Source organism: Cryobacterium sp. CAN_C2 (genome assembly GCF_015751745.1).
Taxonomy (GTDB): Bacteria; Actinomycetota; Actinomycetes; order Actinomycetales; family Microbacteriaceae; genus Cryobacterium.
Map to the genome: position 1 here is coordinate 1 of NZ_JADOUX010000004.1, position 12,525 is coordinate 12,525.

10 protein-coding genes are annotated in these 12,525 nt (G+C 66.0%); 5 read left to right on the top strand and 5 right to left on the bottom strand.

The genetic code is table 11. The features are described from left to right. Window positions 1-94 precede the first annotated feature (94 nt). The 3 genes from IWX77_RS04500 to IWX77_RS04510 form a co-directional block, all read right to left on the bottom strand. Window positions 95-613, bottom strand: a complete 519-nt coding sequence (locus tag IWX77_RS04500; protein WP_196843337.1) for a pyridoxine/pyridoxamine 5'-phosphate oxidase — start codon at window positions 611-613, stop codon at window positions 95-97. A gap of 354 nt (window positions 614-967) precedes the next feature. Next, window positions 968-2,224, bottom strand: coding sequence for a GAF domain-containing protein (locus tag IWX77_RS04505; protein WP_196843338.1), 1,257 nt, complete (start codon window positions 2,222-2,224; stop codon window positions 968-970). 80 nt (window positions 2,225-2,304) lie between these two features. Beyond that, window positions 2,305-3,603 (bottom strand): DUF445 domain-containing protein, encoded by a 1,299-nt coding sequence (locus tag IWX77_RS04510; protein ID WP_196843339.1) that lies wholly within the window; start codon window positions 3,601-3,603, stop codon window positions 2,305-2,307. A gap of 220 nt (window positions 3,604-3,823) precedes the next feature. On the opposite strand from IWX77_RS04510, the gene IWX77_RS04515 reads away from it, so the two are divergent. Next, on the top strand, window positions 3,824-4,123 hold the full coding sequence (locus tag IWX77_RS04515) for a hypothetical protein (RefSeq protein WP_196843340.1): 300 nt from the start codon (window positions 3,824-3,826) through the stop codon (window positions 4,121-4,123). 78 nt (window positions 4,124-4,201) lie between these two features. On the opposite strand, the gene IWX77_RS04520 is transcribed toward IWX77_RS04515, so the two are convergent. Further along, window positions 4,202-6,124 carry a primary-amine oxidase gene (locus tag IWX77_RS04520; protein WP_196843341.1) on the bottom strand — a complete coding sequence of 641 codons (1,923 nt, stop codon included), beginning with the start codon at window positions 6,122-6,124 and terminating at the stop codon, window positions 4,202-4,204. 156 nt (window positions 6,125-6,280) lie between these two features. Between IWX77_RS04520 and IWX77_RS04525 the strand changes: the two genes are divergently transcribed. From IWX77_RS04525 to IWX77_RS04535, 3 genes are all read left to right on the top strand, one after another. Beyond that, window positions 6,281-6,877 carry a TetR/AcrR family transcriptional regulator gene (locus IWX77_RS04525; protein WP_196843342.1) on the top strand — a complete coding sequence of 199 codons (597 nt, stop codon included), beginning with the start codon at window positions 6,281-6,283 and terminating at the stop codon, window positions 6,875-6,877. An 815-nt stretch (window positions 6,878-7,692) separates the two neighbouring features. Next, on the top strand, window positions 7,693-8,811 hold the full coding sequence (locus IWX77_RS04530) for a helix-turn-helix domain-containing protein (protein WP_327012064.1): 1,119 nt from the start codon (window positions 7,693-7,695) through the stop codon (window positions 8,809-8,811). A gap of 308 nt (window positions 8,812-9,119) precedes the next feature. Then, window positions 9,120-10,625 (top strand): APC family permease, encoded by a 1,506-nt coding sequence (locus IWX77_RS04535; RefSeq protein WP_196843343.1) that lies wholly within the window; start codon window positions 9,120-9,122, stop codon window positions 10,623-10,625. Window positions 10,626-10,777: 152 nt separating this feature from the next. Here the strand turns inward: IWX77_RS04535 and IWX77_RS04540 are convergent, their stop codons facing one another. Next, window positions 10,778-11,710 carry a DMT family transporter gene (locus IWX77_RS04540; protein ID WP_196843344.1) on the bottom strand — a complete coding sequence of 311 codons (933 nt, stop codon included), beginning with the start codon at window positions 11,708-11,710 and terminating at the stop codon, window positions 10,778-10,780. 72 nt (window positions 11,711-11,782) lie between these two features. On the opposite strand from IWX77_RS04540, the gene IWX77_RS04545 reads away from it, so the two are divergent. Next, entirely contained in the window at window positions 11,783-12,424 is a 642-nt protein-coding gene (locus tag IWX77_RS04545) for a LysR family transcriptional regulator (protein WP_196843345.1), read from the top strand. Window positions 12,425-12,525: the final 101 nt, after the last annotated feature.

Genomic DNA, 12,525 nt, shown 5'->3' on the forward strand with positions numbered 1-12,525 from the left:
CAACCCCCGCCAACCCAAAGCCGGAAAACTCCGCCCCCTGCACAGACCCGGAAACTCTTAGCGTGGTATTTATTCCGTTTCGTGAGCTGACCCCTTAGAGGTCGTAGCGGTGGCGAATGTGGTGGAGATCGGGGCTGGCCTGCCAGAACTCGACCTCGGTGGGGTGCAGGGCGTAGAGCTGCCAGTCGGGGTTCGCCCGGCCGTCGGCTCCGGGTCGTTCCTCCCAGTCGAGAGCGGATGCCTCGGCCGACAGCAGGGTGACCGCGCCAACCACGCGCACCTGACGCCCGAGAGATGCCCAGTAGAAGTTCATGGCGGCATGCGGGTTGGCGGCGAGCTCGGTCCCCTTGCGGGAGCTGCGTGTACTCGCGAACTGCCAGGTACCGTCGTCGATGTTCTTCAGGATGAGCATGCGCGACGAGATTAACCCTCCGATGGTCGACGTCGCAAGGCTGAAGGCGTGAGGCTGCAGCACGCCGGCAGCGAGCGCGTGCTCGAGCCAGTCCAGAAAGAGGTCGACCGGATCGGCCGACGCCCGGGCCGGATCGAAGACGGGCAGCTGGTCGGGGAAGTCGGGCAGGGCGCGCAGCCTGCGCTGTAAGGATTCGCTCACGCCGCGAGCCTACAGCGAGAACGGGTTAATAGCGCGGCGTTGACAGCCAACAGATCAACTCGCGGCCACCACGCCAACGCGTGATTTCGCCCGGTCAGCTGATGCCATTCTGGGGCTGGAGCAGCCGATCCCGTCGGCGTCCTCAGAATAGTGCTGAATCCGCTCCACGAGGGCCTGCCACTGGCCGACGTCGCCGGTTGCGGGCGTGTCCGCCAGTGGGAGAAACCAGACCTTGCCCCGTCCAACCAGGCACACATTTTCACGACCGGATTTCGGTTGTTGGGCTGATATCCACGGCAGCCCAGTTCCCACCGCCATCGAGGTCCAGTCGCACTTCTTGCCGCACTTTGCACCCTACGCTCGCCGTGCCGGCACCCGCAGCTCCCGCTGCACCAGCAGCGCGAGCTCGCGCAGCAGCACTTGGTCGACCTCGGCGAGTGCCCGCGGTTTCGGGTCGAACACGCACAGGGCACCGATGCGCTCCCCCGACGGCGACTCGATGGGAAACCCGGCATAGAAGCGAATGCGCGGGTCGCCGTGCACGAGCGGGTTGTCGCTGAAGCGGGCGTCGGTGCGGGCATCCTCAATGATGAGCGGCCCCTCGCCGTCAATCGTGATCGCGCAGAACGATTCGGAGCGGGGCAGTTGCGTCGCCTCCAGCCCGACGCGGGCTTTGTGCCACTGCCGGTCGTGATCGATGATGCCGAACAACGCCGATTCGGTGTCGAACAGGCGCTGCGCGAGAACGACCAGCCGGTCGAACCGGGCCTCCGGCGGGGTGTCGAGAATGGCGAGGCCGTCGACGGCCGCTTGCCGGGCGCGTTCCCGGCCAGCGGCATCCGTGTCGCGCGTCGACGGATGAACGCCGAGACCGAGGGGCGCCGCGGCCCGACCCGCGAACCCGAGGCGTGCCGCGTCGAGACTGTCGGACATGGCGCCCGCCAACAGCACGGCCCAGCCGCGATAATCGGCGGGTGTGCGATGTCGGTCGGTCTCCACGGTCGCGGTGGGCGAAAACGGCACGAAAGTGGTGCGCGGCGCGACGGCGGCCAGTCTCTCGCTGACCGCGTTGAGGTCGGAGGCCGACCAATCGGCGATGAACACGAGCGGAAGCTTGAAGATTTCGATGCTGCGAATGGGCGGAATGCCGAGCACAAAGATCGTGGTGCTGCGGGAGGTGTCGCGCTCCAGCACGTCGAGCAGAGCCGTCAGGCGGCGCTGCCACTCGGTGACGCTGGTGAGGTCGAGTGCTTCGTTCACGCCGAGAACGACGACGACGGCATCAAAACGGCCGAGTCGAATGTCGGTCAGCGCGGTGAGGGCGGTCGAGGCGGTCATGGTGCGGCTGGCTACGAGGTCGATATCGACGCCGCGGCCGGTACGCGCCGACAATTCACGGGCGAGCGAGCCGGGAAGGGCGAGCTGGTGGCTGAGCACGCCCCAACCGACGGCCGGTCCGCAGCCGAGAATGAGCACGCGGTCGCTGTCGATTCCGGGAGCGTGGGCCTGCGGCGCATCGCTCGGGCGGGGCAGGTGTCGGTCCTGGCGCTCGGCAGATGCCGTCCAGACGCGCATCAGTGGGCGCAGGGCCCACCGGGTGAGGTCGTGCATTGGTGCCTTTCGGGTACAGCAGTTCAGGCTAGTCTGCCCCGAATCGGGGCCAACGCGGTACAGTTCTGCGGTATCGCCGTTTAGAACAGTGCGGCCACCGCGTGCGCGAGCGTAAAAATGGCCAAGCCGGCGAGGGCGCCGACCACGGTTCCGTTGATGCGAATGAATTGCAGGTCGCGGCCCACCTGCAGTTCGATCTTCGCCGCCGTCTCCGCGGCTGGCCAGCGTTCGACGGTCTCGGTGATCACGCCGGCGATCTCATGGCGATAGTTGGCGACGATATAGCTGGTCGTGTCGGCGAGCCAGCGGTTGATACGGGAGCCGAGCGCGGCATCCGTTGTGAGCCGCTCGCCGACATCATGAAGCGTCGAACGGATGCCGACCCGCAGCGCGCTCCTCGGCTCAACGAGGGCCTCGGTGAGGGAGGCCTTGATCGCCTCCCAGGTGTCGGCGGCGAACTCGCGCAGCTTGGCGTTATCGAGCACCTCGGCCTTGAGCGTTTCGACCCGCTGAATCATGGCTGGCTCATATTGCAGGTCGTGCATGACTTCGCCGAGGTACTCGTCAATGGCCCGCCGCACCGGATGCTGCCGGTCACCGCGCGCCGACGCCACGAAAGCCAGCACCTCACGGTAGGCCTTGTCGTCGACGAGCTTGTCGACGAAACCGGGCAGCCAGCTGGGCAGCCGCTGCGAAACCACACGACCGAACGCTTCGGGATGCGCCCGCAGCCAGCCGTCGGCGCGGTCCAGGAGCAGGTCGACGGCCGCGTGCTGCTGCCCGCTCGTGACCAGCCGCTCCCCCACCCGGCCGAGGCTCGGACCCCACTCCGGCTGGACCAGGTGTTCGCGGGCGACGGACTCAATGAGGTTCTTGATGGCGTCATCGCCGAGCAGGTTGAGCATGCCCTGGCCGGCCACGGCGAGTTCGCCGGTGAGTTTCTCGGCGTTGGCCGGCATACTGAGCCAGGCGCCGACCCGGCGGGCAACCCCGATCGACTCCAGCTTGCCGCGAATAACACTCTCGGAGAGAAAGTTGGTCTCGACGAACTCGCCGAGGCTTGCGCCGATCTCGTCTTTACGGTTGGCGATGATATTGGTGTGCGGAATGCGCAGGCCCAGGGGATAACGAAACAGGGCGGTTACGGCGAACCAGTCCGCGATGGCGCCGACCATGCCACCCTCGGCGGCCGCGCGCACGTATTCGAGCCAGGGGTAGCGATCCTGCAGGGCGAACGACACCGTGAAGATGACGGCCATGAGCACGAGCAGCGCGGCCGCGAGCCGTTTCATGCGGGTGAGCGCGATGCGGCGCGCGGCATCGTTCGGGGATTCCGCGAGGCGTGCCGCGAGGGGTGCCGTGGATGTGGTCTGCGCCATGACTCCAGCCTGCCCGATTGCGCGGTCGCGTGGTGTTCATTTGCCCGTGTTCAGCGACAGCGGCACAATTCGATATTCTGAGGGGGTTCGCGGTTCGCCTGTGCCGCTCACGCGTGCGTCCGCTCACGCGCGCGTCCATCCGTGGAGGCGCGCATGACACTGACCGGGGTTCTGCCCGCGTGCGCTTCACAGGCGTGCCGCGCTGAATCTGCGCCCGTCATTGCTCGCCCTGCTGGCGCTCGTGTCCCTACTGCTGAGCGTGCTGACCATTCACTCGGCAGCGAGTTCGCACATCATGGGACTTGCTTTGGTCGCAACGGCGCCTGCTGAACCGGCTGCGACGCACCGAGAGCCGGCCGCCCCGCTGCTGATCGAACCCACGGTCACGGCGGTGGGCGTCGCGATAGCCATGACGACGTCCATGGAGGCCACGGCTATGCATCGGGGTCACGACGGCATGTTGGACCGCGCCCCGAATCGAGCGTGCGCGAACGTTCGCGGCCTCGGTCCTGAGCCGTGAGTTTCAGCCCAGTTTGTACGATGCAACGGGCAGAAACTCACGGCTCGACGGCGGGGCGGCACCCGCCCGACCAGTGGCTCAGTGGCAGTGACCGGATGCCGGCGGCACGTTCGCCGGCACGTCGAGCACCGGGCTGCGGTCGAAGAAGCCGTCGGGGCGCAGTTTGAAGCCCACGGTGTCGACCGGCATGATCGGCCAGTCTTCGACCCGTGGAAAGTGGGTCAGGCCGAACGTGTGCCAGAGCACGATGTCTTCACCGTCGATGTCGCGGTTCGCCGCGATGAACGCGGGCAGTCCGGCGCCGCCGGAGTGCTGGTTGACGAAGTCGCCGGTGGGATAGCGTTCGTCTTCGGCGAAGCGGGTGACCCAGAGGCCCTTGGTGGCGAACGCCGCGCGCTGGGCCACCGAGGAGTCGGGATCGGCGAGCAACATGGGCAGCCCTTGGGGGTGCAGCTTATACGCCACGGGTTCGCCGAGGCGGTTGAGGGAATTGGGGTTGGAGACGTGCCAGGTGCGGCCGATGGAGGCATCCGCTTGCCTGACGCCATCGGATTCGGTGGCGAGCAGAGTGCGCTGGCGGGTGAAGGCGTTGCCGCGTTCGTTGCCGACCCCCATGGGCACGCGCACGACATCTTCTTCTTCGACGCGGTTGGTGTCGCCGTCGAGAGCCATGTCGAGGCGGGCGCTGAACAGGTGCTGGTGAAAGGGGGCGCCGAGTCCGGGGGCGATTTCGGAGGCGTAGGGGTAACCCTTGCCGGCATAGGCGCTCGTGAAGACTACGCCGGTGGCTTTAGCCTCGAATTCGATCGTGCCGTCGAGATAGAGGTACCAGTAGAAACCGTAGTCGTAGTTGCCGACGGTCGTGAAGAAGGAGATCACGAAGCGACGGTTGCGGCGGGTGTACTCGATGCCGCTCCAGAGATCGCTGTGCTTGGCGAGGATGCTCCAGTCTTCTTCGTGCATGCAGATGCCGTTGCGAATTTCGCGCGGGTTGCCGAAGCCGTCGGTGATGACCGGGCTCAGGTAGGTGATCTCACCGAGGCAGTCGCAGCCGAGTTCCAGCGAGTTCGCATACTGGCCAACGAGGTATTCGCCGGTGTCGAAGTAGTTCTGCCAGGAGCGCACGGGCGCGGGGTCGCCGTAGGGCACGACCATCTCCGCGATCGAGGCGCGACGAATAATGGACCGCGTTTGTTCGCCGTCGCGAAAGCCGATGTTGTGCAGCACGACGCCTTCGCGCACATCGAAGCCCACATCGAGGCTCCATTTCTCCCACTCGATGTGGTTGCCGCCGGTGACGGTGAAGCTCACGCCCTCGGGCTGGGTGATACTGATCGGCTTGAGCGTGTCGCGCAGCGGCCCGGTGAGGGTGGGATCGGTGTAGTTTCCGTGTTCAGCAGGAATGGGAACGACGCCGAAGTCGAGCACCTGGTCAACGGTCTTAGCGACGATGTCGACGTAGGCGACGAGGCCGTCGATCGGGTGCGCCCAAGCGCTGTCCTCGGGAAAATTCTGCACGAAGGCGAGGCCGCGCAGAATGCGGTGGCCCTTCTCGTTCGGGTACTCGAACACCCCGGCGGAGAGTGGCGCGACGCGCACGGTGGCCACGTCGAGGCCGCGGGCGGCGAGGGCGGCGAGCCAGCGGGCATCCGTCGTGAGGAGCTCTTCGACGGCGCCGAATTCCTCTTCGAGTACGGGCAGTTCGCCGGTGAGCGCGGTGTCCAGGGTCACACTCGATTCGACCAAGGCGTGCGTGACCGAAACGGTCACGTCGGTGGGAGCGGCGCCGGAGATATCGTGCAGGAAGACTCGAAAGCGGCGATCCGTTTCTTCACTTGTGGCGCCACGTGGCGGGTCGAGCAGACCGAGATAGGCGACGCGCATACTGTCGCCAAAGAGGTCGGCGTCGGCCAGAATCGTGCGCACTTTATGCAGTTCCTCCGCGGTGGGCAGCGCGAAGGCGGTCACGGTGTCGGTGTCGGCGGCAAGCCCGGGAGACATGGGTTCTCTTTTCCTGGATCGGCCCGGACCACAATGGTGTGGACCCGAGAGAGTTTTTTTCCTATGGTTGTAGAATATAAATGGTCAGCGCTACCGATGGCAAGCGTTTGACGAATCTTTCTGACAAGCTAAGGTTTCGCCACCAGAAGAGGGCCCATGCCGAAAGTCGTCGATCACAACCAGCGTCGCGTTGAATTGGTCAATGCCACGTGGCGCATCATCGCTCGCCACGGTATCGAGGGCGCGACCCTGCGCGAGATCGCGACCGAGGCGGGATTCGCCAACGGCGCACTCAAGCCCTATTTCGGCACCAAGGACGACCTACTGACCTTCGCCTTCGGGCACGTGTTCAGCCAGACCAATCTGCGCATCGCGCGCTCGACCGCCGGACTGACCGGACTGGCTGCCGTGCGCGCCTACTGCCACGAGATCTTGCCGCTCGACGAGACGCGCGTGAGCGAGGCGCGCATTGTGATTCCGTTCTGGCAGAAGGCGCTCAACAGCACCGCCAAAGCGCAGCTGCACGACGAGTCGATGTTGCAGTGGCGGCTCGCACTGCTCGGTCACCTCGCCGAGGCGCGCGCGGCCGACGAGGTGCACACCAGCATCACCGATACGGATGTTGTGGGTCACCTCATGAACGTCGTGCTGGGCGCGCAGATTACCGCCTCGCTCTCCCCCGACGAGCACGCGCCCGAGCATCTCGTGATGCAGCTGGACGGGTACTTGCGTCTGCTCGCCACCGGGAACTAGCCGTTCTCAGCTGCACGTGCGCAGTGGTCAGTGGTCAGTGGTCAGTGGTCAGTGGTCAGTGGTCAACGGTCGTTGGTGGAGGTGCGGCGGCGGCTGGGTGTATTCGCGGAGTGGATGGCCGGCACGGTCGCTCGGCGGTCACGGCCGGAGCTCGGCCGGGAGGGCCTGGCGGCGGGCGGGGGTTTGCGCCGCCGGGGGCGATGATTCAGCACGTGAACGGCTCCAGCCGCGCGGAAGCGGTGAAGCTCGGTGTGTCGGGCATCTTGATGGCCGAAACGGATGCCGCGGAATTGACTGTCACGTTGGCGGCCGAGAAGCGCGCTGCGGAAGGGACGTTGGACCCGCCGACTAGACCAGGAAGGCTGGCAGGTGGTTTCCGACCACGGCCCGTTCTGGCTGCAGCCACCCGTAACGATCGACCCGCAACAGACGCTGATCCCACTGCACAGCAAGAACCCGCTCATACTCCAACTCCAGCATCAGTAGCGAGGCACCGAAGCCCGCTGACGCCGTGCCGGATGGCCGAGATGGTCTCGACCAACGAGATGGTGTCGACCGACGGGATGGTCACGCACCGCAGCCATAGTCGCGTCGTGCGCGTTGCCGCCCAGCCGCCACAGCCGCAGCGTGGCCTGCATTGATCAGCACGAGGGACCGCTACCTCATGCACGTGCGTCATACGGGTCTTTTTTCGCCGAGTGTCGAAAAAAGAATGACATTCGGCGCGCGCGGTACTACATTGGCTGCAGACGATCATCGATCCGCCCCCGAGGACCGAGCTGGTCGCCGAACTAGACCCGGCGAAGGAGTTCCTCGTGACGATGACGGTTGTGAACCCGGCGGCGCAAGCCGCACGCGAGACGATCGTCGCCCCGCCCAACGACATCGTTCCGCTCAGCCAGACGCTGACCACGACGTCGACCAGCACGTCGGCCACCACGTCGGCCAGCACGTCGGCCACCACTTCGGCCACCGACACTGCCAGCTTGGCCAGCACGGTACCGACCGACAGCGTAGAGTTCGCCGTCGCCGACTCCTTCGCGCAGTGGCGCACGCTCGTGTCGCAGTCGTTCGTTCCGCTCGAGGTGCGGAGTGTTTCCCGCACCTTTCACGGCACCCTGCGCTCGCGGGTGCTTGACGAGCTGTCGATCGTCGAGGTCACCGCCAACGGACACCAGGTTCTGCGTACTTCGGCCCTGATCGCGGCATCCGCTCGGCAGTATTTCAAGCTGAATTTGCAGCTGGCGGGCACCGGCATGCTCGTGCAGGACAACCGGGAGGCAACCCTGCGCCCGGGCGACCTGGCCGTCTACGACACCAACCGGCCGTACACGCTCGCCTTTGAAGAGGATTTTCGTACCCTCGTGCTCATGTTTCCGCACGACGTGCTCGACCTTCCGGCCGATTCGGTCGGCCAGCTCACCGCCGTGCGACTGCCCGGCGACGCGGGACTGGGCCGCCTGATCAGTCCGTTCATGGTGCAGCTCGCAGAGAACCTCGACGTGCTCTCCGGCGCGAGCGGACACCGCCTCGCCTACAACGCCGTCGACCTCATCGCGACCATGTTCGAGAGTGAACTGAACCTGCGCCGCGATCCCGTGGCGGGGGTGCATGGCGACCTGCTCGCGCGCATCCGCTCGTATGTTGATGGGCATTTGGGCGATCCGGAGCTGTGCCCGGCGAGCATCGCGGCCGCCCACTTCATCTCGACTCGGCACCTTCACAATGTGTTCCACGAGGCCGACAGCACCGTGGCGAGCTGGATCCGTACCCGCCGCCTGGAGCACTGCCGCCGAGACCTGCGCGACCCCATTCTCGGCGATCGCTCGGTGGGCACCATCGCCGCCCGCTGGGGCTTCGTCGACGCCGCGCACTTCAGCCGCATCTTTCGCACGGCGTTCGGCAAGACGCCGAGCACGTACCGCCGCGGGTGAGTGCTCGGGCGTGCTGAGCCTGCACGATTCGACACGTGCGATGCCGCTCGAGAGCACGCAGCTCAGCACCACCGCACCGCGCCATTCGGCAGCGCTGCGCAGCCCGACAGCTGGTGCCGCGCCACAGCACGTGAACCTCGACAGCACTGCGCAATTCGACAAATGCGGTGCCGCAAATGACAAACGGTTTAGCACAGAGATTGACACGCTGTGAGACACACAGCGGAACGGATGCCGCAGCATCCGTTCTCCGACACCAGCCTCACGCACACAATTGCACTCGACCTCTTACTCAACGAGGAGTAGCCATGACCCAGACCAAACCTGATTCAACCACAGCACCGGAAACGGCCCTGCACACGGGCCGGCTCGGCGTTCTCGGAATCGTCTTCTTCGTCGTCGCAGCCGCGGCCCCGCTCGTCGGTATGACCGGAGCGGTGCCCGTGGCGATTGTGCTCGGCAACGGCGCGGCGGCCCCCGGCGCCTACGTTGTCGTCGGGCTCACCCTGCTCGTGTTCAGCGTCGGCTACGCCGCGATGAGCCAGCGCGTCACCAACGCCGGCGCCTTCTTCGCCTACATCGGCCGCGGCCTCGGGCGCCACCTCGGCACCGCCTCGGCGTTCGTGTCGATCCTCGCCTACCTCGCCATTCAACTCGCCATCTATGGATTCTTCGGCGCCCTGATGGCCGGTCAAGTTGGTGTGCTCCCCTGGTGGGCCTGGTCACTCCTGTCCTGGGGCGTCGTGACCCTGCTCTCCCTGCTCAGTGTCGACGTCGGTGCCAAGGTACTCGGCGTGCTGATGCTGCTCGAACTGACCGCCCTCGTGGTCACCGCGGTCGCCATCCTCATCGACGGCGGGCCGGAGGGCCTGAACTTCTGGGCCTCATTCAACCCCGCCGCCATCGTCGCCGGCGGACTGGCCGGCTCGGCCGGCATCGCCTTCGCCTTCGCCTTCGCCTCCTTCATCGGCTTCGAAGCCACCGCCATTTACGGTGAAGAATCCAAGGATCCCAAGACGGTCGTCCCCCGCGCTACCTACCTTGCCGTCGTCGTCATTACCGTCTTGTTCGGCCTGACCGCGTTTGCCATGGTGACTGGCATGGGAACGTCGACCGTGGTCGAGAAGACCGTCGAGTTGTCTTCGGTTGCGGGCGTTCCCCTGGCCGACCCGGCCGCGGTGCTGTTCGCACTGGCGACCCAGTACGTCGGCCCGTGGATGGCGACGCTCATGAGCATCCTCGTGCTGTCGAGCTTGTTCGCCGGACTCCTGGCGTTTCAGAACGCGGCCAGCCGCTACCTGTTCGCGCTCGGTCGCGGCGGAGCGCTACCCAAGCTGCTCCGCACGGTCAACGGGCGCGGAGCCCCGAGCACGGCGTCGCTCGTCACGTCCGTCATCACCGGCGTCGTGCTCGTCGTGTTCGCGGTGTTCCAGCTCGACCCGGTGCTCAACCTGTTCTACTGGTTCAGCGGCCTCGCGGTCATCGCCATCGTGCTCATCGAAATTCTGGTGAGCATCGCCATCATCGTTTACTTTCATCGCAATCAGGGCACCGAGAACATCTTCCAAACCCTGATCGCCCCGGTGCTGGCCACGGTCGGTCTGCTACTCGGCGAATACCTGCTCATGAGCCACTTCGGCCTGCTGGCCGGCACCGTGGCCGACGGCGTCGACCCGACCACCACCTCCTGGGGCCTCAGCACCATCGGCTGGGTACTCGTCGCCCTCCCCTTCGTGCTGCTGATCGGTGGCTACATCTTCTCTCGGCTGCAGAACCACGAGAACGACGACCTCGTGCGCGACGTGCTGTCGTAACGTCGCTTGCGGTATCCGCTCGAGAGCACTCTGGGCGCCGCGTGGTTTCGCTGCGCCGACCTGTGAGCAAGACCTATGAGAACGACACCAATTCACCGGGGGAAACTCACAGCTCGGCCAGTGGGACGCAGGCGCCGGAGCCACACGCCGGGTCAGCCTAGGCGGCCCGAGTTCACACGGTGGGCGGCCTCGATACGCTGGCCCCAGAAGGTTCCCGCAATGATGAGCACGGCCCCGGCGGCACCCAACAGACCGAGGGTCTCGCTGCCGAGCGATACTCCCACGAGCACCGCCCAGATGGGTTCGGTGCCCATGAGCAGGCTCGCTCGGGCGGCAGAGGTACGGCGGATTGCCCACATCTGCGCCAGGAACGCGAACACGCTGCAGGCAAGGCCGAGGTAGAGTACGCCGACCCATCCGGCCAGTGTGAAGGTCGCAATGGCCGCGACGAGGCCGGGAACGTCGAAGGCGGTGAAGACGGCCGCCCCCACGAGTGCCTGCAGCAGGGTGAGCGTGATGGTGCTGTCGCTACGGCCGCGGGTGAGGTGGCCCATCATGGTGACGTGTAGGGAGCGCACGAGCGCCGCCGCGAGGATGAGCAGGTCGCCCGCGTCCGGCTGTGAAAATCCGTTTCCGGAGACCAGCAGAGCGACCCCGACCACCGCGAGTACGGCGGCAACGAAGAACGGGCGCGGTAGCCACCGGCGGGCCGCGACCGACTCGAGTACCGGCGTGACAATGATGGTGAGGCTGATGATCAACCCGGCATTCGTGGCCGAGGTGAACGCCACTCCCTGGGTCTCGAGCCAGAGGATACTCGCCTGCGTCACCCCGAGCAGCACCCCGATACCCACCGCACGCCGCGACGGAAGCCGCTCGCGCCGAACCACCCATACGATCACCAGAGCGAGCGCCGCCACCAGAAACCGCAGTGCGAGAACGGCGAATACGCTGGCCTGCTCGGTGAGCACCTTTGCACTCAGGTAACTGCCGCCCCACACCGCGGCAACGAGCAGGAGCACGATGTCGACCCGGTAGCGCCCAAGGCGCGGCAGCAGCGAGCGATGGGCCAGGGTGGTGGTCATGGGGTAATCGTGCGGGACGGCATCCGTGCAGTCTAGATGCCATTTTTTGAACAGATACTTTAGCCTCGGCTCATGGAAGTGCGTCAACTGGCCGTGTTGCGAGAGCTCGGCGAGCGCGAAAGCGTCGCCGCGGTGGCTCGGGCACTGCACGTCTCGTCGTCGGCGGTGTCGCAGCAGCTCCGCGCCGTGCAACGGCGGGCCGGCGTACCGCTCACCGAGAAACGCGGGCGGGTACTCGGGTTGACGCCGGCCGGGGTGGCACTGGCGCTGGCGGCCACCGGTGTGTCAACAGCGATGGCTCGGACGGATGAAGCGGTGGCGCGGTTTCAGAACGACCCCGGCCTGCCGGTGACCGTGAGTGTGTCACTGTCGATAAACGATATTCGAAACGAATCCTGGGTCACCGGACACGCCGGTTTTCCGCTCGCAGAGGCGGTGAACGTGGTCGCCGCTGCGGCCGATGCGCCGCTACGGATCGCGCACCGCATCAACGAGTTCTTCGTGGCGGCCTCGGTCGTCGCGACCGGGGCGGCCCTAGCACTGCTGCCGCGCTACACGATAGCGCCCCGCAAGGGCGATGGTATGGTGCTCGTACCGTTTCGCGACCTGTCGGTGGGGCGGCAGATCGATGTGCTGAGCCGACCAGAAGTTCTTGTTCGCACGTCGGTGCGCCGGGTGCTCGCCGAACTGGTTATCGGAGCCGGGCAGCGTTAGGCGGACTGCTCAACACCGGCGACCTCGTGTGGCACGTGCTGTCAAAAGCTGGCCAGCCGGGCCCGCTGAACTCAGAACGAAGAGGGCCTGCCCCGTTCTTA